The sequence below is a fragment of the Tessaracoccus sp. MC1627 genome (assembly GCF_014164725.1).
In the GTDB taxonomy this organism is placed as follows: Bacteria; Actinomycetota; Actinomycetes; order Propionibacteriales; family Propionibacteriaceae; genus Arachnia.
This window is the reverse complement of the sequence record NZ_JACJGA010000008.1, coordinates 159,915-185,651: the sequence shown is the minus strand read 5'-3', so window position 1 is coordinate 185,651 and position 25,737 is coordinate 159,915. Positions and strand designations below refer to the sequence as shown.

Here is a 25,737-nt window from a genome sequence, read left to right as displayed (position 1 = left end):
CCCCGCCTGACGATGAAGCCAGGCGCGAACTGAACGACGACCAGGGGCCTCACGAAAAGGGGAATTTGACTATGGCGCAGCAGTATCCCGCGGGTTGGTATTCGCAGGCTGACGGAAGCCAGCGTTACTGGGACGGTGGGCAGTGGACAAACCAGGTCATTCCTCCCGGTCAGCAGCCGATGGTGTCGCACGATCCTCTCCTTGCTGATGGCCAGGGTGAAATGGCCGTGAAGACGCCCTGGTACCAGAAAAAGCGCGTGCTGATCCCGGCCGGCCTTGTGATCGCTGCCGTCGGGTACGCCGCTCTTCAGGGAGGCGGCGAGGGTCAGACCGCAGCGCCCCTGGCTTCGCCCTCTGTGTCCGTAGCCGCGTCTGCGTCGGCTTCGGACGCGATAGAGCCCAGTGTTGAGCCGCTCCCAGTTGCCCCCGAGACGAGCACGGCGCCCGCGGCTTCAGCCCCAGAGACGGAGCCTGCTGAGGAGCCTGAAGTCGACAGCGGGGCGTCGGTATCGCAGACACAGGCAGTACGCCAAGCAGAGTCGTATCTTGAATTCGCGGCCTTCTCCCGCTCCGGCCTGATCAAGCAGCTGGAGTTCGAGGGGTTCTCGAACGCTGATGCGACATTTGCAGTGGACGCAATTCAGGTGGACTGGATGGCGCAGGCTATCTCCAAGGCCGATGACTACTTGTCCTACTCTGCGTTCTCACGCACGGGTCTCATCGAGCAACTCGAATTCGAGGGCTTCACGAGCGAGCAGGCAACTCACGGTGTGGACAGCGTGGAGGTGGACTGGATGGATCAGGCGGCGCTGAAAGCCAAGGACTATCTCGAGTATTCAGCCTTCTCCCGCTCTTCGCTCATCGACCAGTTGGAGTTCGAGGGGTTCACGGCTGAGCAGGCGGCTCACGGGGCGGACGCTGCGGGGCTGTAGCCCTGCAGCCCGACACCATCCTGACGGCGGAGGCCACAGGACGGGCAGCACCACCTCTTTCCGACGGCAGAACCACAGCCGCCCGGACAGGCAGCGGGCCCCGTGACGTGTTCAACCGGCGTTGCGGAAGGCCTCGACCATCCAGACGCGGACCTCGTCGTCGACCTCTTCGATCCGGTGGAGCTCGATGTGGTGCATCCACACGGTGCTGGACGGGTGGGAGACCTGTTTGAACCGGGGGGAGATCACCTCGTGAGGCAGGACCACGGACAGTACGGCCGGCACGTCGCTCGTGACGTGCTGCCCGGGACGCCAGAGGTACAGGAAACCCTTCTTTCGCCTGAAGGCGATCTGGCTCGTGCCCCTCATCGGTCGGCCCGGGGTCGCGCAGGTCGCTGTCGAGAAGTTCTCGGTCCTGCTCCCAGTCACTGTCAGTGCCGCGAAACAGTTCGGCGATGTCGCTCCAGGATCGCCACTGCGTGGCGTGTGCCGGGACGAGCCTGGCGCTGGGCCGGCCGGACACCGTGATGGTGATCTCTTCGCCGGTCTGGACGCGGCGCACCAGATCGGACGCGTCCTGGCGGAGTTCCCGCAAACCCACGCTTGTCATGGGGCCAGGGTCTTGTGCTACGTCCGGTGGTGGCGATCCTCGCCGCGGACGCCGACCTCCCTGAGTACCTGCCCGACGCGCCCAGGCGCGACCCTGGTTCCGCATTCCACAGTCCGTCGCGCCTGCGACGAGGCCGCGAAGCGCCACGAGGAGCCAGCGGTCGAGCCGGACGGCGGGGGCCAGGATGCCGTGCACACCCGAGGTGTGGTCTCGGACATCCGTGGGGGTGCTCATGGTGTCCTCATCGTATGGAGAACCCCGGGGAGCCGCATCAACCGATCGGCTACCCAGAGGGGGCCGTTCCACCGACGCGCCGCGCCGGCCGGGCACGCAGACTGGACTAGTTCGCAGACCCCAGTTCGAGGAGATCACAGTGACTCGCCACACACGCCCGACCATCACGTTCGCCGTCTCGCTGCTCGCCACCCTCGGCCTGGCCGTCGGCGCGGCTCCGGCTGTGGCCGGCGGCCCCCGCCCCACGACCTACCAGTTGACGGGCGACGTCAACAACGCGACCGGCTCCAAGTTCGAGGGAATCGGCGCGGACGAGCGGCGGGGTCTGTTCTACGTCAGCGAGGTCACCGGCGGGGAGATCCACCGCGGCTCCGCGCACTCAGACGAGACCGTGGAGTGGCTGGACGGCGACGGGACCGACGGCCGCTTTACCGCGAGGGGCATCACCGTCGACGAGCAGGGTCGCGTCGACATCGCCGGTGGCCCCAACGGCATCGGCACCGGTCGCCCTGACCTGTGGGTGTACGAGGCCGACGGCACGCTGCTGGCCGCCCTCCGCGCGCCCGGCGTCGGCGTCTTCCTCAACGATGTTGCGCTCGGGCCGGACGGCGCGGCCTACTTCACCAACTCCAACGACGCCCAGGTCTTCCGCGTCGCCGACGACGGTGCAGGCTGGCAGGCGAGCCTCTGGGCGGATGCAACCGACCGGGTCGAGCGGCTCGCCGGGTTCAACCTCGGCGGCATCGTGCTGTCGGCCGACCGCAGCGCCTTCGTGGTGGCCCAGGGCAACGCCGGCCTGCTGTGGCGCTTCGACGCGAGCACCGGCGACGTCTCGGAGGTCGCGACGGGTGGTGCGGACCTCGTCAACGCCGACGGCCTCGTCCTGCGCGGCAACCAGCTCACCGTCGTGCGCAACTTCAGCCGGATGATCGCCACTCTGCGCCTGTCGGCCGACGGCTCCCGGGCGGTCCTCCTGGACCAGGAGGCCACTGCGGCCGACCGGGTGCTGACGACTGCGAAGGCGCTGCGCGGACGCATCCTCTACGTCGACAGTAAGTTCGACGAGCCAGTCGCCACTGGCCCCTACGAGATCCTGACAGACCCCACCCGATGAGGCGCATCACCCGCACCGCCATCGCCGCCGTCCCGATCGCGATCCTCCTGAGCGCGTGCGGGTCTGGCGAACCAACGGCGTCCCCCAGTACCGTGCCCTCAGACCGGTCGAGCAGCAGCGCGACGCCCGAACCGACACCCAGCGTCGCCCCCAGTGCTTCACCCAGGAAGGACGACCCCGTGCCCGAGCCCTCTCTCAACGCCCAGGAGCAGGCGATCCTCGACCAGCAGCTGCGGGATGCAGCGTGGGCCGACGACGTCGAGCTGGCCCGACGACTCGTCGAGGCGGGCGCCGACGTGAACGCCAAGGACGAGACCGAGCAGTCTGCCTACCTCGTCGCTACCAGCGAGGGATACCTCGACCTGCTACGCCTGACGCTCGCCAACGGCGCGCTTGTGGACGACAAGGACAGCTGGAACGGCACCGGTCTCATCCGTGCCGCCGAGCGCGGGCACGGCCTGGTCGTCGGGGAGCTGCTGCAGGCTGGCATCGACCGCGATCACATCAACCGGATCGGCTACCAGGCCATCCACGAGGCCATCTGGCTGGGCGAAGACACCCCGGCCTACGCCACCACAGTGCGGGTGCTGGCGGCGGGCGGCGTCCAGCTGGACCTCACCTCGCCGTCGGCGGGGCTGACGCCGCTGGAGATGGCCGTGGAGCGGGGTTTCGCGGGCCTGGAGCGGATCCTACGGGCGGTCACGACCGCCGATCGCCCCGCAGACCCGGACGCCGCGCTGCTGCAGGGGGCCGAAGCGGGGGACGCCGACGCTGTCGCCGTTGCCCTGCGGGCCGGCGCCGACATCGAGGCGCGCGACGACCGCGACCGCACCGCACTGCTCCTGGCCGCGACCTTCGACCACGTACCGGTCGTGGAGGTCCTCGTCGCGATGGGTGCCGATCCTGACGCGCTGGACGACCGCCACGACACGCCCTGGCTGGTCACGGGGGTGACGGGCAGCGTCGCGATGCTCGAGGCGCTGCTGCCGGCGAACCCCGATCTGACCATCCGCAACCGCTTCGGCGGATTGTCGCCGATTCCTGCCAGCGAGCGCGGCCACGTCGAGTACGTGCGTCGCGTGGTGCAGACCGGCGTCGACATCGACCACGTCAACAACCTCGGCTGGACCGCGATGCTCGAGGCGGTCATCCTCGGCGACGGTGGACCCCGGCATCAGGAGATCGTGCAGATCCTGCTCGACGCCGGCGCCGACCCCACGATCGCCGACCGTGACGGCGTCACGCCGCTGCAGCACGCCGAGCGGCTCGGCTACGACCGCATCGCCTCCATCCTGCGCGGCAGCCCCAGCTGAGCCAGCGAACGGTCCGCACAACCCGAGCCCACCCTCCGTGGATCGCAGACGCCCGCATCGGGCCCCCGCGGACTCCGGGCGCGCCTAGGATCGCTTCGAGGACACCACGGAAACCGGAGGATCGCCATGACCGTCGAGGCCGTTACCCACACCGTCGAAGTTCCCGGGGCCACCATCGTCTACGACGTGCGCGGGCCGCTGCCCACCGTCGACGGGCGGCCGCCGCTCCTGCTGATCGGGCAGCCCATGGACGCCACCGGGTTCGCCACCCTGGCGTCGCACTTCCCGGACCGGCCCGTTGTCACCTACGACCCGCGGGGGCTGGCCCGCAGCACCCGCAGCGACGGCCGCACCGACAACGACCCGCTGCAGCACGCCGACGACCTGCACCACCTGATCCAAGCTCTGGGCGCCGGTCCGGTGGAGGTCTTCGGCAGCAGCGGGGGAGCGGTCGACGGGTTGGCGCTGGTCGTCGTCCACCCTGAGGACATCCGCGTGCTCGTCGCGCACGAGCCGCCCCTGACCCATCTGCTGCCCGACGCGGACGCGGTACTCCGCGCCGAGCAGGACGTCACCCGCGCCTATCGGAGGGGCGGGTTCGGCCACGGCATGGCCCGGTTCATCGCCTACACCTCCTGGGAGGGCGAGCTCACCGACGAGTTCTTCGACGGCCCCGCCCCGGATCCCGCAGCCTTCGGCCTCCCCTCTGAGGATGACGGCTCCCGCGACGATCCGTTGCTCTCCGGCGACTCCGACAGCGTCGTCGCGTGGACGCCGGACCTCGATGCACTCCTGTCGTCCCGCGTGCGGCTGGTGATCGCAGCGGGGGAGGAGTCGGCGCGCCAGGTGACGGGGCGGTCCGCAGAGGCTTTGGCGGGGAGGCTGGGCCTGCCCCTGACGATGTTCCCCAGCCACCATGGCGGGTTCGTCGGCCCGGAGTTCGGCTGGCCGGGGCAGCCGGAGGCGTTCGCCGCGCGGCTCCGGGAGGTCCTGGACTCACAGACCAGCTGAGGACGCCCACCCTTGGGCTACTTGGCCTTCGCCTGATGGAGGGGGCAGCGATCTACAGGTGGAGGTGCAGCCTGAGGGCGTCGTCGAGCTCGGCCATCAGGTGAACGGGGACCCGGCCGATGACAGGGCCGAGTCGGTCGATCGAGACTGACCGAACCTGCTCAGCCTGTGCCTTGGAGTCCACTCGGGTGCCTGTGTCCTCAGCTGGCAGAAGCGCTTGGAAGGGGTAGACGTGGGCGGTGTTGCTCGTGAGGGGGACTACCGTGACCACGCCTCGTCCGAGCCTCGCGGCGACTGTGTTGGCGTGGTCGTTGCTCACCACGACGGCTGGGCGACGCTTGTCAGCCTCGCCGGCACGGGCAGGGTCGAGGTCCGCGAGCCGGATCTCACCGCGGAGCATCGGTCAGCCCGTCCGCCGAGGTGGAGTCCCAGTCGCGCGCGTTCCCGGACGCTTCCCACTCCTGCCATGCGGCGGCGTACGCCTCTTCGAGTTCCTGGTCTCCCAGCAACCGGATGGCCTGCTGGATCGCCGCAGACCGGGACCGCAGCCCTGCCGCCTTGGCGTACTTGTCCAGAGCCGCGACGTCATCCTCAGAGAGACTCACGCTCAGTTTCACCTGACTCATGCCACCACGGTAGCATCAGGAGTAGCGCCCTGGTGAGTCGTAGAGTCCTGTCGCCTTCCGGATCGCTGCGAGCTCGGTTGTCGGTGAGATCGGGAGGGTTGGCGCCACACTGGGCACATGTCTCGTTTGTCCCTGGAGCAGATCTGGCCACCGTTCGCGCTTCGGATAACGGCCGGAGACCTGCTGCTCACCGTGATCCGCGAGGGTGATCTGCCGGAGCTCATCGAACTCGTCCTGGACGGCATCCACGACCCGACTCAGATGCCGTTCCTCTTCCCGTGGACCGATGCGCCAGCAGACCAGCTGCCCGCCAACTACGTGCGCTACTTCGGGCGCACCCTGGCCGGTCAGACCCCCGAGACGATCACCCTTCAGCTGGTGGTCCGACGGGCGGGGCAGGTGCTCGGGATCCAGGCGCTTGAAGGGGAGGGCTTCCCCGTGACCCGGACTCTCGAGACCGGGTCGTGGCTCGCCGGCCGCTTCCATGGCCAAGGCGTCGGCACCCGGATGCGTCAGGCGGTGTGCGCCTTCGCGTTCGACCATCTCGGTGCCGAGCGCATTACGTCCTCCGCGTTTCTCGACAACCCTGCGTCCCTGGCCGTGAGCCACAAGGTGGGTTACCGGCCCAACGGGCGGCAGTGGGTGTCGCGGCGGGGGGAGGCCGCCGAGCAGGAGCGGCTGCTCCTCACTCCCGGCACGTTTGTGCGTGGAGACCCGGTCCACGTCGATGGCGCCGCCGAACTCAGGGTCTTCCTGGGCCTTGCCTGACGTGATCGCCATCCAGGCGACTACGCAGCAGTCGGCGGCAACCGTGAGCCGGTACGCAGTCCGGACCGGCGCTTGACCCCTTGGGCGACAGAACCAGCCTATGAGGTTCAGAGCCCACAGGGCGGTCGCAACATCGATGACGCCTTGGCTCCAGGTGCCGGCGGAGCTCCGGCTGTCGCGGTGCTTGGGCACGATTCGTCCCCCGAAACTACGAATCAGTTGGCGCCCGGCGCGTGGATGCTGCCAGATAATGACCGCACACGGACTCGCCCTGTGCCTGGCGGGCCCGCCGTAGCATCCTGAGATGGTTACGTCCGACGTGCCGACCGGTCTGGTGGCGGATTGGAGGGCCATGCGAACCGTCGCCCGCGTCGCCGGGGCCTTCACCGCGGTGGCCATGATTGTCCTGGCGGGGTGCTCCGCGCAGGGAAGTCCATCCGGATCGGCAGGATCCCCGCCCCAGGCGCCACCGCAGTCCTCCGCGGGTTCCACCATCGCCGGCGTGACCGAGGACGCAGCGACCACCGGTGCCGCGAACGAGGCGAGTCTGCCAAAGCCGCCCGGCCAGCTTGTCGACGTGGACGGGTACCTGATGCACCTGTACTGCTTGGGCGAGGGCGGCCCGACCGTCCTGCTGGAGGCCGGTCTAGGAGACATCTCACTGATGTATCGGCCATTGCAGGAGGAGCTGGCGGCCACCACACGCGTCTGCGCCTACGACCGTGCCGGGCTCGGCTGGAGCGAACCCCGAGGCACCCCGCGCACTGGCGAGCAGATGGTGGCCGAACTCAAGATGCTGCTGGAGGAGGCAGGGGAGACCGGCCCCTACGTCCTAGCCGGGCACTCGCTCGGTGGGCTGATCATGCTGCTCTTCGCGGAGGCGAACCCCGAGCGAGTCTCTGGCGTGGTCCTCATCGACTCCGCCCACCCTCGCCAGGACGAGGCGTTCGCCGAGTTCACCTGGCGGGAGGTCCTGGATCAAGAGAGCCTCGCCTGGATGGAGACCATGGCGACGAGTGTCGCGGCAGGGGCAATAGAGCCAGAAGAGATGGCCCGGCTCGCACCACGGCACTTCCTCCTCGAGCTCAGGCAACAGTGGACCGCCCTGTACCTGGAGCCACACAGCCACCGGACCATCCTCGAGGAGGCGCAGGCTTTCCCGCAGACGCTGAATCAGGTGGGCGGTGAGGGATCGTTGGGTGACATCCCGCTGGTGGTCGTCGCCGCCGGTCACGCCCTCGAAAAGGGTATGTCTGGAGTCGACCGTCAGCGCTTCCTCATCACTCCCGACATTGTCGAGCGATACGACTCGCTCTGGGTGGAACTGCAGACTGAACACCTCAACCGCTCCACCAACGCTCGGCTTGTGGTCGCCGAGAACAGTGCCCACTACATCTACTTCGACGAGCCCGACGTGGTCATCAAGGCCATCCGAGACCTGGTCGCGATTCAGTGAGAGTAACGCCATAGGGCCGGCTTCAAGTTCACCGACTCCTAGTGGTTCTTGTCTCGCTCGTGTTCGAGACTCCGGACCGTGCGGCCGAGCACGATCATTCGCGCGGTCCCCACCATTGCAGTGACGAGGGCCCCGGCAATGGCTGCAAACAGCATCGCTACGCCCACGGGCGAGGTGAATGTCCACGCCCAGAACGTGAGCTCTGTGGGCGCATGTTCTGTAGAACGAAGACGAGCAGGAAGATGAGCGCAACAGCACCGGCGATCAGTGCGAACCAGGCTGCCCGCGACACGCTGCGCTTCGTGGCCTGTGGCACGGCCCTCTCCGAAACCGATGCTTTCGCGGTGTCGGTATCAGACTTCGGGCGTTGACGAGGTACATCCGTTGAAGGAATATCGGCTCTGTGCGAATGGCTGGGCTGGTCCAAGTCTCTGGGCATGATCCCTCCTCAAGTGGAATAGTCATGACAAACTGACAATTCCAAGGATACTCTCGGATGTTGGATGTCGGGCCGGCGCAACAGTGCGCGTCCGATGATTCCTCGACCTGTGGTTTCAGCTGACTGTCGGGCACACCGCGGAGCCCGGAAGTGCCATCATGGAAGTGTCCCCATGCTCATTCCAGTGGGCTCCACCCGGAAGGGCTTGGAGAGCGGATCATCAGAGATCTGTTCAGGCGGTAGGAGCGCCGCGTAAGGAAGTGATGTGGCCATGGCCACCAGCCGACCCAAAGCCCTGACGAAGAACTTCGGGCCCAAACGCATACTTCTCGCCCTTCTCGAAGTGCCGGCCGGAGCGGCCGCCTTGTGGCTTGCGTGGACACTCGCTGCCGAGAATCCTCTCGAGGAGCCATTCGACAACTCGATGGTGAACTTCGTTCCCGGCGCCCTGATCCCTTACATGGTGTACATGAGCATTGCAGCGCTCGGGATCTGGCTGGTGTTCGACGCGTTCTCAACCGTGTATCGCGCCTTCCACGAGGTGGCCGACCGGCGCCGACGTCGAGACCTGCATTCGCGCTACAGGTGAGTTGAAGAGGGCACTTCTCGGTGTCCTGCTCCAGACGCCACTGGCACAGTCTGCGATGCAATCACAGACCGTCTACCGTGTGTCGCATGAGTTGGTTTGAGGGTCTCCCGTTCGAGGCGGTGGACTTCTACGAGGAGCTGGAGCTCAACAACTCCCGCGAGTGGTGGGCCGTTCACCGTCAGCTGTACGACACCGTCGTGAGGGCTCCGATGGAAGGGCTCGCCGCAGCCCTGGAGGACGAGTTCGGCCCTGCGAAGCTGTTCCGCCCCAGCCGCGACGTCCGCTTCTCGCAGGACAAGTCCCCGTACAAGACCCACCAGGGCATCGTCGTCGCGACGGCCTCCGGGATGGGCTGGTACGTGCAGATCAGCTCGGCGGGCCTGATGACCGCGGCCGGGTGGTACGCGGGCACGGCCGGCCAGGTCGCCCGCTACCGCGGCGCCGTCGACGACGAGGACTCGGGGGAGGAACTGCAGCGGATTGTCGACGGGCTTCGGGAGGATGGTTACGTCATCGACGGCGACCGTCTGAAGACACGGCCGCGCGGTGTCGCAGAAGACCACCCGTTGGTCGAAATGCTGCGCCACCGGACGCTGACGGCTGAACGCCAACACGGAGCCCCGGGGTGGTTGCCCACGCCGGAGATGTTGGATCGCGTCGCCGTGGACTGGCGGGCCTACCGCCCGCTGATGGCCTGGCTCGGCGAGCACGTCGGCGAGGGCTGAATCGCCCGACGGCCTTCCGGCAAGCTCGATCAGCTGGGGAACGACGCTGAACCAGCGACTGCTAATGTTCGCCGCACACGTGGGGCGTCCCCGACTGCCCTTCGTACCCGAGTTGGTGACGTCGGCATCGCCCGCCGGGGCAAGCGCACGACGACGAATCGAGGCATCGTGAGTGATACCCCGCAGCGGGCCCAGATGGCCAGCCTCCTCCGGGTCGGGAGGGCGAGCTGGGCGGCTGTCGGCGCCATCGTGCTGCTCGTGATCATGTCGGCGGCGCTCGGAGCGATCAACGGAATCGTGGTGCCGCTCATCGTCGCCTTCATCATCGGGGTGGTCCTGGAGCCGCTCGTGTCGCGGCTGGAGCGCCGAGGCCTCAGCCGGCTTCTCGCCGCTGTCGTCGGCCTGTTCGTGGCCATCGCGCTGGCCGCGGCGACGGTCACGGTCGTCGTGCGCGGCTTCCTCACTGAGTTGCCCCAGATCTACCAGCAGCTGTGGGCTGGCTGGAACTCGTTCGTGGCCTGGGGGCGGACCCTCGACCTGGACCCGGTGGTCCTCGAACGCATCAGGGCCAACCTCGAGGAGTACGCGCCGCGCTTGGCCCAGGGCGTCGTCGGCCTGGCGTCCGGCACCTTCTCCGGGGCGCTGGCGTTCGGCATGGGCACCTTCTTCGCCCTCTTCTTCCTCTTCTTCGTGCTGCGGGACGGCCGCGACTTTCCGGGCTGGCTCTCGCGGGTCGCGTCGTGGGACGCCGGACTCACCGCAGACGTGGCCACCGTGGTGCAGCAGTCGCTTCGCGGCTACTTCAAGGGCATCTCCATCACCACGCTGCTGACGGCACCCATCTTCATCGTGCCGCTGCTGCTGCTGAACGTGCCGTTGGCCGGCTCGATCTTCATCCTGTACTTCGTCCTCTCTTTCATCCCATTCCTCGGCGCCTGGATCACGGGCGCCTTCGCGGTGCTGATCGCCTTCGGATCCGGGGGAGCCTCCACCGCTGCCATCATCGCCATCACGTTCGTGATCTCCAACGGCACCATTCAGAGCGCGGTCAGTTCGTGGGCGCTCGGCTCGGCCCTGCGCATACATCCGCTGGTGGTCCTGCTGTCCACCCTGATCGGCGGCACTGTCGCGGGCCTCCTCGGCATGGTCCTCGCGCCGCCGCTCGTCGCGGCGGCCACCAAGTCCGTCGCCGTCGTCCGGGAGCGTAAGGCGATGGCAGGCACCGGGCTCCCCTCTCCAGATCATGAGGCGGCGCCGGCAATCTGATGAGCCGGATGGCGACGCTGTGACTGTCAAGCGACGCGGCCGGAGTCTGGGGAATTCTCAGGAGATTCTTCGTTTCAGGGTCTTGTGCTGGCTGCCAGACAGGCGTTCAATGGTCTGTACGCGAAAGGCCATCGACAAGCACAACCCTCGGGAGAAGCTGAAGATGGAATGAGCGGTCGAGTGGTTTCCAGATGGATTGCCGACGATCTACATCGCCGACGCCCGCCGAGACGGACGGGCAGGTCTCAGAGCCACTCGAGTCCGGGAGCCGTCCTCCCCCGAACAATGTGCGAAGGCCGAGCATTGAAAAGTGCTCGGCCTTCGTTTTGTTCTCGGAGGGAGGCGCTGGAGTCGCCGGGGATGGTGGGCAAACGCTGGGTGAGGCCTCTCCTCAGCTGCAGGATTCTACGTGGAGCGCGGTTTCTGCATATATGCACAGAAGCCGCGCTCTGGATAGCAAGTTGCAGGCCGGGCCCGAGATGCAGCACGCCGTCGGCCTGACCAGCTCGTGAGCTGCAAGCTCAAGCGGGGACGTAGCTCAGCCGGAGGACGTCACCGTCGATGCGGTCGGCGCTCACCAGGTGCAACGGCGGCCGAGGCCCGGCGAAGTACGGATCCCCATGGCCGAGCACGACGGGGTGGAGATAGATGCGGTACTCGTCGATCAGCCCCAGGTCGGTCAGGCTCCCGGCCAGCCGGGGGCCGGCCACTGCGATCTCGCCGTCGTAGTCCGCCTTCAAGCGCCGGACCGCGACCTCCAGGTCCCCCTCGACCAAACTTGCGTTGGGGCCGGCCGAGGTGAGGGTGCGGGAGACGACCCACTTCGGCTGGCTTCGCCACGCCGTCGCGAAGGCATGCTCGTCGTCGCCCCAGGAAGGATCATCGTCGTCCCAGTAGCTCATGATCTCGTAGATGCGTCGGCCGTAGAGCGAGGCCACCTCGGCCTTGGCCTCCTCGATGAAGTGCCGGAAGAGCGCGGGGCCGGGGGCGAACCTGTCGTGGTCCACATAGCCGTCGAGCGACTGGTTCATCCCGAATATGAGCTTGCCCATGCTCTGATCCGTCCCGAGTGCCCCTCTGGCGCCCACATCCACAACTATGGCTGGCTATCCGAGCTCCGACCAGAGCCAACTTGATCCACCTGCCGAGCGCGATGCTGCTGAGGCCGGCCTATGGCAGCATCAACGCATGGTCACCCTGAGGTCCGTCGTGCTGTTCGTCCTCGCCGCCGTCGCCGAGATCGGCGGCGCGTGGCTGATCTGGCAGGGTGTCCGGGAGCACAAGGGCTGGGTCTGGATGGGGGCAGGGGTGGTCGCGCTTGGCCTGTACGGGTTCGTCGCGACCCTCCAGCCGGACGCGAACTTCGGCCGCATCCTCGCCGCGTACGGCGGGGTCTTCGTCGCCGGTTCTCTGGCCTGGGGGATGGTGATCGACGGGTTCCGGCCGGACCGATACGACGTGGTGGGCGCGCTCGTGTGCCTCCTCGGGGTGGCGGTCATCATGTATGCGCCCAGAGCCGCCTGAATCGCGTCGCCACGCCAACCGGCGGGTGGCAGTCACCCACGACGGGTGACGGCCTCGCGGCGCGACGCCATGAGGGCGACCGTCCCGAGGGCCACGGCGGATCCCGTCACCCACACCACGTGCACCCACAGCGGGCGGGTCTCGGCGCCGGTCCAGAACGCGACGTCCGAGGCGGGCATCACCAGGTGGTGGGCCAGCTGGCCGAAGTGGAAGGTGGGTAGGAAGGCCGCGATGTCGCGGAGGACCTGAGGCAGCTGGTTCATGGGCACGAAGAACCCGGACGCGAAGGCCAACGGCAGGAACACGAGGTTGGCGATCATGGCCGCGGCGCGTGGCCGCGCGACGAAGGCGATCGCGAAGCCGAGAGTGCTGAACGCCAGCACGCCGGCCAACATGAGCAGCCACACCTGCACCCAGGTGCCGAGCGCGAGATCAGCCCCGCCCAGGAGGAACGCGAGCGAGGCGATGGCCGCAACGATGACGGTGCCGAGCACCAGCGCATTGGCGAGCTTGCCCACGAGATACACCCAGGTGGGCAACGGCGTGGCGGACAGGGTCCGCGTCCAGCCCCGGCCGCGTTCCTTGGCGACGTCCTCGCCGAAGGTGAAGATGGCCAGCGACACCACGCCGTAGGCGCACATCGACACTGCCATCACGAGGCCGACGACGGTGCCGCCCGGCAGGACGCCGTCGGCGTTGGGCAGCCCGAACATCGCGTACAGGATGACGGGGATCGCGATGGCCCCGGCGGCGAACTCAGGCGTTCGCAGGCTGGCGCGCAGCTCGGTGGCCGCCGCCAGGAGGGCGAGACCGGCGAGGCTGCCGTTGGGTCGCGCGGCGCGACGGGTGGGCGCAGTCGGGGCGCCCTGGCGTGAGGGTGAATGGTTGGTGGTCATCGGTCGTCTCCGTCGTCGAGGGCGGAGGATCGCTCCGCGGTGAGGGCGAGGAAGACCTCTTCGAGGTCCTCGTTGCCGTGGTTGGTGAGTGCGTCGGCGGTGGTGTCCGCGACCAGCCGGCCCTGGGAAACCACCAGCACGCGATCCGCCACCGCGGCCGCCTCCGCGAGGTCGTGGGTGGCGAACACGATCGTGGCGCCGTCCAGCGCCCGGGCCTGCTCCCAGAACGTGCGCTTCGCCGCCACGTCCATGGCCGCGGTGGGCTCGTCGAGCAGGAGGAGCTCGGGCGCCCCCACCAGGGCCAGAGCCAGGAGCAGGCGTTGGCGCTCGCCTCCCGAGAGGGTGGTGACGGTGCGGCGGGCGCGCTTGGTCAGGCCGGTGCGGCCGAGCACGTCGTCGACGTCGAGCATCTGCGGGTAACTCCGCCCGATCAGCCGGACGAGCTCGCGCACCGTCACCTGCTCGGGGAGCCCGGCCGATTGCAGCATCGCCCCGATCCGGCCGCGCACCCGGGGCCCGGGCTCCTCGCCCAGGACCCGCACCGAGCCGGCGGACGGGCGGATCAGCCCGAGCAGAAGCTCAAACGTGGTGGTCTTGCCCGCCCCGTTGGGGCCGAGCACCGCCACGATCTCGCCCTGCTCCACGGCGAGATCCATCCCGTCGAGGGCGGTCACCTCTCCGTACTCCTTCCGCACCCCCTGCATCTCCAGGACTGTCATGGCGCTCTCCTTTCGTCACTCACCACGCTAGGGATCGGGTGGGGGAGGGCGGATGTGCCGGACGGCACCAGCTGCACCCATGACCAACGGCACGTCCCCCGGCGCGCCCGGCTCTCGTAGCATCGGGATGTGGCGAACAAGGCGGAGGAGGTCCTCAGCGCAGGCGCCGGCCTCGTGGCGGTGCTGGTGGTGGGCGTGGCCGTGCTCGCCGCGCGCGCGGAGATCAGCGTCGACCCGGTGATCATCGCCGCCTGGTGGGCGGCCTACCTCATCTACCTCGGCGTGTTCCTGGTGGGTGCCGAACTGATCCGCCGCCGGCCGCCGTGGCCGGCCGGCGTGACGGTCGCGGTGCTGTTCCTCACGGCTTCCTCCATGTGGCTCCTCGCGCCGCACCTCGGCTGGACCGCGCTGTTGTCAGTGGTGACGACGGCGGTCGCGGCGTTCGACCTGCAGTCAAGGGCCGTCGTGGCACTGGTCGCCGCGCAGACCCTCGTCATCCCCGTCGGTGGGGTGCTTGCTGGGTGGGAACCGAGCGATGTGGTGTTCCAGACGCTCGCGTATCTGGCGTTCCAGGTGTTCGCCGCGCTCGTGGTCACCACCGCCCGGCGGGAGGCCACTGCGCGAGCCCAGCTCGCCGCCGCGCACGCAGACCTCCACGCCGCTACCGCCTTGCTCGCCACCTCGAGCCGGGAGGCGGAACGGCTCCGCATCGCGCGTGACCTCCACGACGTGCTCGGCCACCAGCTCACCGCCCTCGCCCTGGAGCTCGAGGTGGCCACCCACCAGGTGAGCGGGGCCGGGCGGGAACACGTCCTCCGCGCCCGGACCATCGCGAAGGACCTCCTCGGGGACGTGCGGACAACCGTCGGCGAGCTGCGCGACACCCGGACCGGGCTCGAGCCCACCCTGCGCGACGTGATGGAGCGGCTCGGCCTCTCCGTCGACCTGCGCGTGGAGGAGCGGTCGCCCCTCGACGACGCGCGCAGGCTCGCTGTCGTCCGGGCGGTCCAGGAGATCGCCACCAATACGGTGAGGCACTCGGGCGGCACGAAACTCGAGGTGGAGGTGGTGTCCGACGACGACGGGCTGAGGCTGCGTGCCCATGACGATGGAGCCGGGGTGCGCCGCATCGAGCGCGGCCACGGGTTGACCGGGATGGCGGAGAGGTTCGAGGCACTCGGCGGGGAGCTCGAACTGGAGTCCACGCCGGGGCATGGCTTCACGGTGACCGCCCGGGTGCCGGCTCCATGATTCGGGTGGGCCTCGTCGACGACCAGACGCTGGTTCGGCAGGGGATCCGCAGCCTGCTGGGGCTGAGTGACGAGATCGAGGTGGTGGGCGAGGGGGAGGACGGCGACGCGGCCCTCGCGCTCCTGGCCGACACCGATGTCGATGTGCTCCTCCTCGACCTTCGCATGCCTCGCCGCGACGGCATCGCCACCCTGGAGGCGCTGGCGGAGCGCGGCTCGACCGTGCCGGTGCTGGTGCTCACCACGTTCGATGACGACGAGCTCGTCCTGCGGGCACTTCGCGCCGGTGCCCGCGGCTACCTGCTGAAGGACGTCACCCTCGACCAGCTCGTAGGAGCGATCCGCACTCTGGCGGCCGGCGGGACGCTGCTGCAGCCCGGCCTCACCGACCGGTTGTTCCGCGCGGCCGCGGCCCACCCCGCCGGTGTCGAGGCCTACGAACGCCCCGAGCCGCTGACGGCGCGCGAGACCGACGTGCTGCGTCTAGCGGCGGCGGGCTACTCGAACGCGGAGATCGCGGCCGCCCTGCACCTGGCCTCGGGGACCGTGAAGAACCACCTGTCCAGCGTGTTCCTCAAGCTCGGGGTACGGGACCGGACCAGGGCAGTGCTGCGGGCGCTGGAGTTGGGCCTCCTCGAGGGCTGAGGATCGGAGTCGCGGATTGCCTGCGGGGCGCAGGGCCCCTACTACCAGGACCCCGCCCGCATCGAACTGCGAGGCGTGTTCGACTACACGGCCGACTACGACATCCACCCGGCCCGGCAACTCGTTCTCCCGGCCTGAGGTCGGGCGCAACCGGTGAACTGCGGCACAATCGTTGCGTGACAGATGAGCGGACGCTGCAGGCCAGGCGGCCTGAGGCGCACGTGAACGTCTCCCGGATCGGCTTCACCTCGCTGAAGGGGGCCCGCCACGTGCCGCGGCCATTCGTGGACCTGACGTTGGCCGGGCCGGTGGGAGACCGGGTGTTCTGCCTCGTGGACCCTGTGCGCGGCAGGGTGATCCGCACCGTCGAGAACCCCACCCTCATGCAGACCACCGCCACCTGGGCCGACGGTCTGTTGACCGCCACGCTGCCCGGGGCGGTGGTGGAGGGAGCACCGGGGTTCACAGGCGCGACCCGCACTGTCGACTACTGGGGGCGCCGGGTGACGCTCGAGATCGTCGACGGGCCTTGGGCCGAGGCTTACTCCTCGTTCCTGGGCCGCGACGTGGTGCTGGCGCGTGCAGGAGGGGGCGACGTGGTCTACGGAGCCAGCGTCAGCCTGATCACCAGCGGTTCGGTGGTCGAACTCTCCCGGAGGGCCGGGATGCCGGTCCTCGACGCGCAGCTGCGGGCCACGTTCACCGTGCACACGGACGCGCCGCACCTCGAAGACGGCTGGATCGGGCGTCGGATTGCCCTGGGAGAGGCCGAGGTCGAGGTGCGCCGCGCGATCGCTCGCTGCCGGGTGATCGACCTGGATCCCGACACGGGCAGGGGTCGCACCGAGGGGTTGAAGGCCCTGGCGGACTATCGCCGCCAGGGCAACGAGCTCGTGTTCGGGGTGGACGGCGTCGTGACGAAGGCAGGTCGCGTCCACGTGGGCGATACCGTCAGGCCGGTCAGAGGTCCTCAATGACTGCTCGGGAGCCGTGGTGGTCGGGAGCGGGCTCGCCGGAGCTCGGAGAAGGCTTCGTGCCTCGTGAGCGTCAGGAGGGCGTCGTAGAGGTCGAGGGCCTCCTGCCCGTCGGGGATCGCGTCGAGCACGGGTCCGAACCAGGGCATGCCGTCGAGGTGGAGGATCGGGGTGCCGGCGCCGCGGCCGAGACCTCGCACGGCGTCCGCGTGGCTGTCCGCCAGCGCCCCGTCGTAGGTGTCGGTGTCGGCTGCCTCGACAAGCCAGGCGGGTAGCCCCACATCAGTGAGGGCGGCTTCCAGGGTGCCGCGGAGCGCGTCGGGGTCTGGACGCCTCCATCGGGCGAACCACCTCGTGCCGAAGGCGGTGTACAGATCACGGAGGATCCCCTCGCCGACGTGGACGGCAGCAGCCGTGAACACCCGCGACGGTCCGGCGGTCCGGGTGACGTTGGCCTGGTAGGCGGTGCCCTGATGATGCCCCTCGTTGAGGATGCGCAGGCTCATCACATGGTGTCGCAGTTCAACAGGCCGAGAGGGGGCAACCTCTTCGAGCCAGCGGGACACGATCCATGCGTAGGGGCAGACCGGATCGGCGTAGACGTCGATGACCGTGACCCGGTCGGTGTGGCCGGTCATGGGGTCAGCCGCTCCCCAGGCTCTGGCGCAGTGAAGCGAGACCCTCGCCCTCCAGCCGGGGCAGCGCGACGGGGCGTCCGGTGAGGAGCAACAGGATGGCCAGGATGGGACCGGTGATCTCGGGGCCCTCGCCGACTGACCAGTGGGTGTCGGTGGCTGTGAACCGGAAGCCTCGCCACGGCACCGGACGGAACACCGACGCCATCCGTGTGCCGAGGGTGGATACCCGCGTGGCAGCCTCGGCGGCCGCGTCCACCGGAACCGAAAGGTCCAGGCCGAGGGGGAGAGCGATGTCCTGGCCGTGGACGATGATGTCGATCAGGGTGTCGCGGCTCGTCACGCCGAGGTTGTGGCGGCGGGAGCCGACCATGGCCCGGATGTCGGCGATCAGCAGGTCCACCGGCGCGGCCGCCTTGGCGCGGGCGGACTCGTCGATGAGCCGGTTCATGCCGCCACCGCGGTACTTCGGCAGCATCCGCAACAGATCACCGAGCCCCATCTGTTGCAGGGTCAGGTGGGCTGCGACGTCGCGGACCGTCCACCCCCCGCACAGTGAGGGATGCCGCCACTCGGCGTCGGTGAGTTGCTCAAGCAGGTCCGCGGTCCGCAGCCGCTGGGTGTCGATCCTCTCCCAGAGCGTGTCGTCGTCCATCGTCGTGTCTCTCTGTTGGGGGTGGCCGAATGTAGTACGATGTTGGAACCAACGATAGTTCGTTGATGGAATCAGATCAAGGGGTCCGTCATGACCGAGGAACTCCATGTCGGGGTGTTGATGTTCATCGCCCACCGTGCGGCCGAGACCAGGATTCTCGCCGCTATGCATCGGGCCGGGTACACCGATATCACGGCCGCACAGGCCCGGATCGCCGCGCGGATCGGACCTGACGGCACCCGGATCTCCGACCTGGCGGACCAGGCGCAGGTCGCCAAGCAGACCGCGACCGCACTGATCGACAGGCTTGAGCGTGCCGGGTATGTCGAGCGCGTCGCCGACCCCGCCGACGCCCGCGTCCGCCTCGTCAGGATCGGCCCCCGCGGACGCGAGGCGGCCCCGATCGCTCGGGCCGAGGAAGCCGCCATCGAGGCCGAATGGACCGCCCACCTCGGGCGACGACGGATGGCCCAGCTCCGGGAGGCGCTCACCCGGCTCCGCGAGATCACCGACCCCTACCAGGACCCTGCGGGGCTTCAGCGCTGAGCTCCTGGACGGCTGGAGACGGCCATGCCGGTGAGGCCTCCCTCAGCGTCCCTGGCTGCGGCTGGCCTCCAGGAACGCCACCGTCGCCTGGACGCGACGGTTGACGGCTGTGTCTGGGGCCAGATCCAGTGAACGGAAGATCGCCGCGACATGGGATTCCACCGTTCTCTCGGAGACGTGAATCTGCTGCGCGATGGATTCGTTCGAGTGCCCCTGGGCGAGCAGCGCCAACACGCGCCTCTCCTGGTCCGAGAGCCGGATGAGGGGATCCGCGTGACTGGCGGCGCCCATCATGGCCGAGACCACCAGCGGTTCGAGTGCCACCGAGCCCGCTGCCACCCGAACTAGGCCGTCCACGAGAGCGCGCGCGTCCGCGACGCGGTCCTTGAGGAAGTAGCCGACCCCGGAGGGAACGCTCTCCAGGAGCCGGATGGCCCAGACGGGTTCCGCGTAGGTCGACAGGACCAGGATCCCCAGGTCGTGGTACTCCCGGCGCAGCTGTGCCGCAAGGCGGATCCCCTCGTCCGTGTGAGTCGGCGGCATGCGGACGTCCACCAGCACCGCGTCGGTCCGAGCTCGCCGGAGGGTCGCCAAGAGCTCGTCGCCGGACGCGACGGACGCGACCACGGTGACCCCGGCGGCGTCCAGCAGCAGCGCCAACCCCTGACGGAAGATGCCCGAGTCGTCGCAGAGCGCGACGGTGAGCGGCCGGTTCACTGCGGCCCGATCGGGGTGGCGGGGAGCCGGGCTGTCACGTCGGTTCCGCTGGGGCTGCTCGCCACGTGGAAGGATCCCCCTGCTGCCCGGACACGGTCGTGCAGCCCGGCGAGCCCTCCGCCCGGCACGATGACCGCGCCACCTGGACCCTGGTCCGTCACCTGGCAGACCAGCTCCTCGCCGTCCACCACGGCCCGGAGGCGCACGGTGCCGTCAGCGTGCTTGAGCGCGTTGACCACCGCCTCGGACGCCACGAACCAGGCTGTGGCCTCGACCACCGGCGCGAATCGGCGCCCCTTCAGCTCCGGCGCCACCTCCACGCTCACCCTGTCGGACATTTCGGTCAGTGAATCCAGGGCGGCCCCCAAGCCCGCCTGGCTCAGAATGGCCGGGTGGAGACCTCGCGCGAGTCCTCGCAGCTCCGCCATCGTGGATGTGAGACGTTCACGCACCTCCTCCAGCGCCTGAGTGGCCGTGCCGGGTCCCTGCAGCAGTTCGGCGCGGGACAGGGCCGCCTGGGCCGCAAGGAGATGTTGCTGGGCGCCGTCGTGCAGGTCTCGCTCCAGTTGCCGCCGCTGCCGGACGCCGGAGTCCAGGATCCGCGCCCTCGAGTCTCGCAGCTCGATCGTCTGCGCGGCCTGCTGGACGGACAGCCGTGATTGCGTCAGCACCACCCCCGCCGCGTCGAGCAGAGACCCGACGGATCGGTGCCGCGGGTCGAGCCGATCATCCAGCTCTGCCTCGACGACGGGCCGGCCCGCCTCCATCACGACCGGATGCAGCACGCGGCCCGGGGGAGCAGGCTCGTCCCCCACCAGGTGTCCGGTGGCGTCCGTCCAGCCGTCGTCGGTCAGGAACCTGAGCCGCAGGGTGGGGTCTGCCGTATGCCTCCTGAGCACGGTCTCGAGTGCTGGCGCCTGGCCGGCGGTGGCCAACAGATCGTCGAGGAACGTCGCCCGGCGGAGTGTGACGGTGACGGCAACCAGAAGGATGGTCAGGAGAGCGGCTGCGGTGAACGTCGTGTGGCCCACGCGTGCCACGTTCTGCACCTCCCATGCAGCCTCGCGCTGCTCGAGGACGATCGTCACCAGGTAGCCCCACGCCATGAGTGTCGTCAGTACCGCCAGGAGCCGAACCACGCGGCCGTTGGGCCCGCCGGCCGTCCGCTGCCGACGCCACTGGAGGACCGTGAACGCGACCACGACGGGGAGGAGGAGCCACGGCACTGCCGCAGGCAGGAATCGAGCGGCAGCCTCCCAGGGGTAGAGCGTCAGCCACCCGATCGGTGGTCCCTGGTAGGCGTTCATGGACGGGCTCCAGAGCGGCGCGGCCAGAACCATCAGCCCGACCAACACGAGCCATGCTGCGCGGCCCAGCCGGCGGACACTGCGCGGTGATGCCGGGTGATCCGGAAATCGCAGGAAGGGGACGATCAGACAGGCCGCCGCGCCGTACTTCACCATGAAGACGATCTGGATCCAGTACCCCCAGTGGAAGGCCTCCTGGTCGATCGCACTCAACCCGATGAACGTCGTGGCGCCGGCCATCCACCAGCCGTCCGGGCGGTGTTCCGGGATGCGCATCAGCAGCAGGGCGGCGGCGGCCGTCAGGAGTTGCAGGACGAGGGTGGGCACCGCTTGCCATCCCTCGTCCTGCACGCTCAGGACTGGAGGGATGAAGCTGAGGGTGGCAGCCGCGAGGACTGCGGCGCCGGCCACTCGACGCAGAGTCACCATAGGAAAAGTGTGCGCCGCCCGGCTGCTGATGGGAATCCGTGCTGGCACGGATGATCTCAGGTCCGGCGCGCCGGACCCTTGGGGCATGACCACGATGCGGATTCCCACCGGTGCCTCCCTCCGGCTCCTCGACGCCGTTCGGGACGGCCTGCTCGCCCTGGTGGTCGTCCTGGCGATGGCCTTCCTGGCGGGCGTCGTCATCGCCGTGTCCACACTGGGCCCTCTCGATCCTTCCGTTCCGGGGACAGGGACCCCCAGACCCAGCGCGCAGGCCGCACCGCCGGCCCCGCACGAGTGACAGACCGGCGGGTGGCTATCCAGGCCCGAGATCCGATCAGGCGGCGACGTGGTCGGGTGCGCCAGCCCCGACATGGGTCGGCCGCAGCTCCCACCGGTCGACGACGGGCTGCGGGACCCGCACCGCGACAATCGCCGTCGAGACCAGCATCAGCGCCACCACCGCGACGAAGACCGCAGGGATCCCGAACCACTGCGCCACCTGCCCGCCGACGACGGCCCCCAGCGGCATGGTGCCGAAGCCGATCACGCGGGCGGCGCCGTGCACGCGGCCCAGGAGGCGCTCCTCGACCATCCGCGGCCGGAGCGACCCGCTGACGACGTTGCCGACGACGCCGAACACTCCCGCGCAGATGAGGAACAGGGCGAAGGACCAGGCGGCCGGCCACAGCAGGGGGAGCAGGTTGATCAGGCCGGCGGATCCCCAGCAGGCCACCAGCACCCGCATCTCCGGCCATCGAGACGTGAGTGGCCCCGCGACCACGCTGCCGAGCAGCCCGCCGACGGGCATGGCCACCAGGATCAGCGACCACTCCTGCGGCGTCAGCCCGCCGGCCGAGCCCGGACCCACCATCCACAGCACGATGACGGCGGACAGCGCGGTCGAGGCGAAGTTCCACAGGCCCGCGGCGATGAGCAGTGGGCGCAGCACCCGATGCCGCCACAGGACGCTGAGGCCCTCCCCGAGCTCGCGGCGGAGCGACCCGGCCCTTGCTGCGGCGCCGGCCTCACCCTCGCCGTCGACGGCCGGGCGAGGGGCGGTGAACCGGCCCCGGAGCCCCAGCGCCAGCACAACCACCGCCCCGACGACGATGAGCGCCGGCACCCCGGTCACCCACGCCGCGCCGACGGCGACCAACAGTCCTGCCACCGGCGGGGCCACGAACCCGCCGGCGGCCTGCTCGACGGCGAGCAGCCGCGAGTTCGCGCTCCGCAGCGTCGCTCCGTCCCGGCCGACCAGTGCGGGCACCTGCGCCTGGGCGGCCAGGTCCGTGAACACCTCTGTGAACCCGTACGCCAGCGCGAAGCCGACCAGCCACCAGATGCTCAGCCCGCCCGCGGCGCCCACCACCGCGACCGAGGCGAGGAGGAGGGCGCGCACAGTCAGCGCCACCAGCATCGTGCGACGGCGGTCCCATCGGTCCACCAGCACCCCCGCCGGGATGCCGGCCAGCAGCCATGGCAGCCAGACGGCCGCGGTGAGCAGCCCGATGAGCGCCGGGGAGCGGGTCAGGGTGACGGCCAGCAGCGGCACGCCGGTGGCGACCACGCCGTCGGCCAGGTTCGCCAGCGCGACGGTGGACAGGTGGACGCGGAATCGTCGATCCAGGGGACGCACGGCCATGAGATCCTCCAGTAGACTGATGCAGAAGAAGCTATGCAAAGATTTCTCTGCAAAGGTACCTCTGCATCATGTCCGAGCGCAAGACCCATTCCCGGCCGGCCACGGCCCAACAGATCAAGGCGTTCGCGCACCCCCTGCGCATGCAGCTTTATCGGCTCCTCAGCGACCAGGGGCAGGCCACCGCGAGCGTCCTCGCACGCGAGACGGGGGAGAGCAGCGGCCAGACCAGCTACCACCTCCGGCAGCTCGCGAAGTTCGGCTTCGTCGAGGAGGTCGCGGGCGAGGGGACAGGGCGCGAACGCTGGTGGCGCGCCGTCGGCTTCTCCTACGACAAGGTGGCAGACCCGGATACCCACACCGTGCGGACCCTCAACCGGTGGATGATCGATAACCAGGCAGACACGCTGCACGCCGCCGTCGAGGCGCTGGAGGACGACCCTGAGGGCTGGCGGGACGCCAGCGTGCTGGGATCCACCAGCGCGTGGCTCACCCGAGACGAGCTCGAGGCGCTCAGCGACGAACTGCTGGCCGTCGTCGAGCGGCACACCGAGGAGGCGAAGGGCCTGCGCGAGGCCGCGGGCCCCACCCCAGCCCACCTGGCCGCCCGTCCGGATGAGCGCCGGGTGCGGGTCTACGTCAGCGCCGTCCCGCTGCCGTCTGTACCCGGAGACGCCGCGACGATCGGGGCCGGGCGATGAGCCGGGGGGCACACCGCTTGGTCGAGCGACCCGGAGAGCCCGACGGGCCGCGCGTCGAGCGGACCGAGAGAGTGTGGCGCATCAGGTCGCTCGCCGCCGCCCAACAGGTGCTCCGCGCCCGGCACGCCACCACCCAGGCCGGATTCACCGCCGAGGCCATCCCCAAGGGCTACCTCACACACCACCCCATCCTCATGTCTGACGGGCCGATGCACGACGAGCAGCGCAAGAAGGTTGCCCGGTTCTTCGCCCCCGTGGTGGTCACCAGACGCTACGAGACGCAGATGGAGGACTGCGCGGACAGGCTGCTCGACGAGGCGGGCCCGGAGATCACGCTCGACGAGCTCGCGCTCCACTACACCGTCGAAGTGACCGCCGAGGTGGTCGGGCTCACGGCAGCGCCGCCGAAGAAGATGGCCAAGCGGCTGGTGAGCTTCTTCAACCAGCCCCCGTTCGACATCACCAAGCCCGGCCTCGGCCGCACCAATCTGCAATGGGCGAAGGCGGCCTTCAACGGGCTCCTGCCCATCGCCCGCTTCCACCTCCAGGACGCCCGCCCCGCCATCCGCGCCCGGCGCAAGGAGCCCCAGGACGACATCATCAGCCACCTCATCGCGGAGGACTACTCGGACATCGAGATCCTCGTCGAGTGCGTCACGTACGGCACCGCCGGGATGGTGACCACCCGGGAGTTCATCTGCATGGCCGCTCTGCACCTGCTGGGCGACGACGCCCTTCGGGAGCGGTACCTGGTGGCGGGTCAGCCGGAGCGGCACGCCATTCTCAACGAGATCATCCGGTTGGAGCCTGTCGTCGGGCACCTCTACCGCCGCGTCCAGGAGCCCATCGAGGTGACCGACCGCGGCGAGACCTGCACCATGGCCGCTGGAGACCTGGTGGACATCTTCGTGCGCACCGCGAACGCGGACCCGGACGCAGTCGGCGAGGACCCGCTCCACCTCTGCCCCCACCGCGACACCGCCGCCGGCGTCAACGAGGCCGGGCTCAGCTTCGGCGACGGCGCCCACAAGTGCCCCGGACAGCCGCTGGCGATCCTCGAATCCGACGTGCTCCTCACCCGCCTCCTCCGACGCCGGCCGCGGATCCTACGGGAGCCCGACGTGGGCTGGGACGACCTCATCGCCGGATATTGGCTGCGCGGTTTCCGGCTCAGGATCGACGGCTGAGGGCGGCCACCTGCCATGATGACCCAATGACGAAACCGGTCACCGTCGCGAAGCCTTGGCGTCGCCCGCTGCGCAAGGTCAACCATGAGCCCGCTCCCTGGGTCTACCACCTGATCGGGCACCTCGCCCGGTCCGGGGTGCCGATCTTCGCCCGCCAGACCTGGGCCGGGCAGGAAAACATCCCGCCCACCGGCGGCGTCATCCTCGTGGCCAACCACATCTCCAACTTCGACCCCATCGTGCTGGGCGGGTTCGTGATCTGGAGCGGCCGGTGGCCGCGATTCCTGGGCAAGTCGGACATCTGGAAGGTGCCGGTGCTCGGCTGGGTGGCCACCCAGTGCGAGCAGATCCCCGTGCATCGCGGCACCTACCGTGCGGGGGACTCGCTCTCCCACGCGGCGAAAGCCCTGGAGGAGGGGCAGGCCGTGGCCATCTATCCCGAGGGCACCATCACGGCAGACCCGGACGTGTGGCCCATGACCGGCCGACGGGGAGCCGCCCGCCTGGCGCTCTCCTCCGGGGCGCCCGTCGTCCCCATCGCCCAGATCGGGGCCAACCTGATCCTCGGCCAGAAGAAGCTCGAGTTCCGCCGGATCTTCGGCCGCCGCAAGGACGTGGCCATCATGGCCGGCCCGCCGATCGACCTCAGCCGCTACATGGGCATGAAGCCCACCCCGGACGTGCTCGACGCGGTGACCGACGAGATCCTCGACGTGCTGACGGACATGGTGGGCAAGCTCCGCGGGGAGGAGCCGCCCACGGATCGCTTCGACATCAGGGTGGGCAGGCGCGTGCCGAAGAAGCCGCGACCCTCCGAGTAGACTGCCGCT

The 25,737-nt window shown here is 69.2% G+C and carries 31 protein-coding genes and 1 pseudogene; 19 read left to right on the top strand and 13 right to left on the bottom strand.

All coding sequences use genetic code 11. The annotated features are described in order from the left end of the window. Positions 1-71 precede the first annotated feature (71 nt). Positions 72-932, top strand: coding sequence for an Ltp family lipoprotein (locus H5399_RS15785; RefSeq protein ID WP_182784329.1), 861 nt, complete (start codon positions 72-74; stop codon positions 930-932). A gap of 111 nt (positions 933-1,043) precedes the next feature. Here H5399_RS15785 and H5399_RS15780 read toward each other — a convergent pair whose 3' ends face one another. After that, positions 1,044-1,301 carry a DUF5655 domain-containing protein gene (locus H5399_RS15780; protein ID WP_182784327.1) on the bottom strand — a complete coding sequence of 86 codons (258 nt, stop codon included), beginning with the start codon at positions 1,299-1,301 and terminating at the stop codon, positions 1,044-1,046. Between the two features lie 88 nt (positions 1,302-1,389). Continuing rightward, a pseudogene (locus H5399_RS15775) lies at positions 1,390-1,542 on the bottom strand (type II toxin-antitoxin system Phd/YefM family antitoxin); the annotation flags it as partial. 373 nt (positions 1,543-1,915) lie between these two features. Between H5399_RS15775 and H5399_RS15770 the strand changes: the two are divergent. From H5399_RS15770 to H5399_RS15760, 3 genes are all read left to right on the top strand, one after another. Continuing rightward, positions 1,916-2,890, top strand: a complete 975-nt coding sequence (locus tag H5399_RS15770) for an SMP-30/gluconolactonase/LRE family protein (RefSeq protein WP_370585811.1) — start codon at positions 1,916-1,918, stop codon at positions 2,888-2,890. Positions 2,891-3,069: 179 nt separating this feature from the next. Further along, complete coding sequence (locus tag H5399_RS15765) at positions 3,070-4,203, top strand: ankyrin repeat domain-containing protein (RefSeq protein WP_370585810.1); 1,134 nt, start codon at positions 3,070-3,072, stop codon at positions 4,201-4,203. A 126-nt stretch (positions 4,204-4,329) separates the two neighbouring features. Beyond that, the gene (locus H5399_RS15760; protein ID WP_182784323.1) at positions 4,330-5,214 is read left to right on the top strand and encodes an alpha/beta fold hydrolase; all 885 of its coding nucleotides are present in this window, start codon (positions 4,330-4,332) and stop codon (positions 5,212-5,214) included. Positions 5,215-5,266: 52 nt separating this feature from the next. Here the strand turns inward: H5399_RS15760 and H5399_RS15755 are convergent, their stop codons facing one another. Together H5399_RS15755 and H5399_RS15750 are read right to left on the bottom strand one after the other, a co-directional pair. Further along, positions 5,267-5,614 (bottom strand): type II toxin-antitoxin system PemK/MazF family toxin, encoded by a 348-nt coding sequence (locus H5399_RS15755; RefSeq protein WP_182784321.1) that lies wholly within the window; start codon positions 5,612-5,614, stop codon positions 5,267-5,269. Further along, complete coding sequence (locus tag H5399_RS15750; RefSeq protein ID WP_220491058.1) at positions 5,601-5,840, bottom strand: ribbon-helix-helix domain-containing protein; 240 nt, start codon at positions 5,838-5,840, stop codon at positions 5,601-5,603. Before H5399_RS15750 ends, H5399_RS15755 begins: the two co-directional genes overlap by 14 nt. Before the next feature lie 117 nt (positions 5,841-5,957). On the opposite strand from H5399_RS15750, the gene H5399_RS15745 reads away from it, so the two are divergent. Together H5399_RS15745 and H5399_RS15740 are read left to right on the top strand one after the other, a co-directional pair. Next, complete coding sequence (locus H5399_RS15745; protein WP_182784319.1) at positions 5,958-6,608, top strand: GNAT family N-acetyltransferase; 651 nt, start codon at positions 5,958-5,960, stop codon at positions 6,606-6,608. Positions 6,609-6,912: 304 nt separating this feature from the next. After that, positions 6,913-8,064: an alpha/beta fold hydrolase gene (locus tag H5399_RS15740; RefSeq protein WP_182784317.1), complete on the top strand. Its 1,152-nt coding sequence runs from the start codon at positions 6,913-6,915 to the stop codon at positions 8,062-8,064. A 38-nt stretch (positions 8,065-8,102) separates the two neighbouring features. On the opposite strand, the gene H5399_RS18670 is transcribed toward H5399_RS15740, so the two are convergent. After that, positions 8,103-8,342, bottom strand: coding sequence for a lipopolysaccharide assembly LapA domain-containing protein (locus H5399_RS18670; protein WP_370585813.1), 240 nt, complete (start codon positions 8,340-8,342; stop codon positions 8,103-8,105). Here H5399_RS18670 and H5399_RS18275 point away from each other — a divergent pair. The 4 genes from H5399_RS18275 to H5399_RS15720 all read left to right on the top strand — a co-directional run bounded on the left by H5399_RS18275 (position 8,307) and on the right by H5399_RS15720 (position 11,083). Then, a complete protein-coding gene (locus H5399_RS18275) occupies positions 8,307-8,435 on the top strand; it encodes a hypothetical protein (protein ID WP_255422380.1) in 129 nt (42 codons plus the stop codon). The two genes, H5399_RS18670 and H5399_RS18275, sit on opposite strands and share 36 nt — an antisense overlap. Positions 8,436-8,768: 333 nt before the next feature. Then, on the top strand, positions 8,769-9,092 hold the full coding sequence (locus tag H5399_RS15730) for a hypothetical protein (protein WP_182784315.1): 324 nt from the start codon (positions 8,769-8,771) through the stop codon (positions 9,090-9,092). Between the two features lie 86 nt (positions 9,093-9,178). Further along, positions 9,179-9,817 (top strand): DUF2461 domain-containing protein, encoded by a 639-nt coding sequence (locus H5399_RS15725; RefSeq protein ID WP_182784313.1) that lies wholly within the window; start codon positions 9,179-9,181, stop codon positions 9,815-9,817. A gap of 168 nt (positions 9,818-9,985) precedes the next feature. Next, a complete protein-coding gene (locus H5399_RS15720; RefSeq protein WP_220491057.1) occupies positions 9,986-11,083 on the top strand; it encodes an AI-2E family transporter in 1,098 nt (365 codons plus the stop codon). A gap of 521 nt (positions 11,084-11,604) precedes the next feature. Here the strand turns inward: H5399_RS15720 and H5399_RS15715 are convergent. Continuing rightward, entirely contained in the window at positions 11,605-12,135 is a 531-nt protein-coding gene (locus H5399_RS15715) for a dihydrofolate reductase family protein (RefSeq protein ID WP_182784311.1), read from the bottom strand. A 136-nt stretch (positions 12,136-12,271) separates the two neighbouring features. On the opposite strand from H5399_RS15715, the gene H5399_RS15710 reads away from it, so the two are divergent. Beyond that, positions 12,272-12,607: a YnfA family protein gene (locus H5399_RS15710; protein WP_182784309.1), complete on the top strand. Its 336-nt coding sequence runs from the start codon at positions 12,272-12,274 to the stop codon at positions 12,605-12,607. A gap of 32 nt (positions 12,608-12,639) precedes the next feature. Here H5399_RS15710 and H5399_RS15705 read toward each other — a convergent pair whose 3' ends face one another. After that, complete coding sequence (locus H5399_RS15705; protein WP_182784307.1) at positions 12,640-13,503, bottom strand: ABC transporter permease; 864 nt, start codon at positions 13,501-13,503, stop codon at positions 12,640-12,642. Further along, positions 13,500-14,222, bottom strand: coding sequence for an ABC transporter ATP-binding protein (locus H5399_RS15700; RefSeq protein ID WP_182784306.1), 723 nt, complete (start codon positions 14,220-14,222; stop codon positions 13,500-13,502). Before H5399_RS15700 ends, H5399_RS15705 begins: the two co-directional genes overlap by 4 nt. A gap of 129 nt (positions 14,223-14,351) precedes the next feature. Between H5399_RS15700 and H5399_RS15695 the strand changes: the two genes are divergently transcribed. The 3 genes from H5399_RS15695 (at position 14,352) to H5399_RS15685 (ending at position 17,094) form a co-directional block, all read left to right on the top strand. Next, positions 14,352-15,473, top strand: coding sequence for a sensor histidine kinase (locus H5399_RS15695; RefSeq protein WP_182784304.1), 1,122 nt, complete (start codon positions 14,352-14,354; stop codon positions 15,471-15,473). After that, on the top strand, positions 15,470-16,117 hold the full coding sequence (locus H5399_RS15690) for a response regulator transcription factor (protein WP_182784302.1): 648 nt from the start codon (positions 15,470-15,472) through the stop codon (positions 16,115-16,117). The genes H5399_RS15695 and H5399_RS15690 overlap by 4 nt, the downstream gene beginning before the upstream one ends. A gap of 176 nt (positions 16,118-16,293) precedes the next feature. Continuing rightward, positions 16,294-17,094 (top strand): MOSC domain-containing protein, encoded by an 801-nt coding sequence (locus tag H5399_RS15685; RefSeq protein ID WP_182784300.1) that lies wholly within the window; start codon positions 16,294-16,296, stop codon positions 17,092-17,094. On the opposite strand, the gene H5399_RS15680 is transcribed toward H5399_RS15685, so the two are convergent. After that, positions 17,088-17,729, bottom strand: coding sequence for a disulfide bond formation protein DsbA (locus tag H5399_RS15680; protein ID WP_182784298.1), 642 nt, complete (start codon positions 17,727-17,729; stop codon positions 17,088-17,090). The genes H5399_RS15685 and H5399_RS15680 overlap by 7 nt on opposite strands. A gap of 4 nt (positions 17,730-17,733) precedes the next feature. Then, positions 17,734-18,381, bottom strand: a complete 648-nt coding sequence (locus H5399_RS15675; protein WP_182784296.1) for a maleylpyruvate isomerase family mycothiol-dependent enzyme — start codon at positions 18,379-18,381, stop codon at positions 17,734-17,736. A 90-nt stretch (positions 18,382-18,471) separates the two neighbouring features. Here H5399_RS15675 and H5399_RS15670 point away from each other — a divergent pair, with 90 nt between their 5' ends. Then, on the top strand, positions 18,472-18,927 hold the full coding sequence (locus tag H5399_RS15670; protein WP_182784294.1) for a MarR family winged helix-turn-helix transcriptional regulator: 456 nt from the start codon (positions 18,472-18,474) through the stop codon (positions 18,925-18,927). Between the two features lie 42 nt (positions 18,928-18,969). Here H5399_RS15670 and H5399_RS18665 read toward each other — a convergent pair whose 3' ends face one another. Together H5399_RS18665 and H5399_RS15660 are read right to left on the bottom strand one after the other, a co-directional pair. Beyond that, a complete protein-coding gene (locus tag H5399_RS18665) occupies positions 18,970-19,644 on the bottom strand; it encodes a response regulator transcription factor (RefSeq protein WP_182784292.1) in 675 nt (224 codons plus the stop codon). Further along, on the bottom strand, positions 19,641-21,380 hold the full coding sequence (locus H5399_RS15660) for a histidine kinase (protein ID WP_182784290.1): 1,740 nt from the start codon (positions 21,378-21,380) through the stop codon (positions 19,641-19,643). Before H5399_RS15660 ends, H5399_RS18665 begins: the two co-directional genes overlap by 4 nt. Before the next feature lie 85 nt (positions 21,381-21,465). Here H5399_RS15660 and H5399_RS15655 point away from each other — a divergent pair, with 85 nt between their 5' ends. Then, the gene (locus H5399_RS15655) at positions 21,466-21,678 is read left to right on the top strand and encodes a hypothetical protein (RefSeq protein ID WP_182784289.1); all 213 of its coding nucleotides are present in this window, start codon (positions 21,466-21,468) and stop codon (positions 21,676-21,678) included. 36 nt (positions 21,679-21,714) lie between these two features. On the opposite strand, the gene H5399_RS15650 is transcribed toward H5399_RS15655, so the two are convergent. Continuing rightward, positions 21,715-23,022 (bottom strand): MFS transporter, encoded by a 1,308-nt coding sequence (locus H5399_RS15650; protein ID WP_182784287.1) that lies wholly within the window; start codon positions 23,020-23,022, stop codon positions 21,715-21,717. Between the two features lie 68 nt (positions 23,023-23,090). Here H5399_RS15650 and H5399_RS17660 point away from each other — a divergent pair, with 68 nt between their 5' ends. The 3 genes from H5399_RS17660 (at position 23,091) to H5399_RS15635 (ending at position 25,728) form a co-directional block, all read left to right on the top strand. Further along, entirely contained in the window at positions 23,091-23,720 is a 630-nt protein-coding gene (locus H5399_RS17660) for a helix-turn-helix domain-containing protein (protein ID WP_220491056.1), read from the top strand. Between the two features lie 71 nt (positions 23,721-23,791). Further along, positions 23,792-24,907 (top strand): cytochrome P450, encoded by a 1,116-nt coding sequence (locus H5399_RS15640; protein ID WP_370585809.1) that lies wholly within the window; start codon positions 23,792-23,794, stop codon positions 24,905-24,907. A gap of 26 nt (positions 24,908-24,933) precedes the next feature. Next, the gene (locus H5399_RS15635; RefSeq protein WP_182784283.1) at positions 24,934-25,728 is read left to right on the top strand and encodes a 1-acyl-sn-glycerol-3-phosphate acyltransferase; all 795 of its coding nucleotides are present in this window, start codon (positions 24,934-24,936) and stop codon (positions 25,726-25,728) included. Positions 25,729-25,737: the final 9 nt, after the last annotated feature.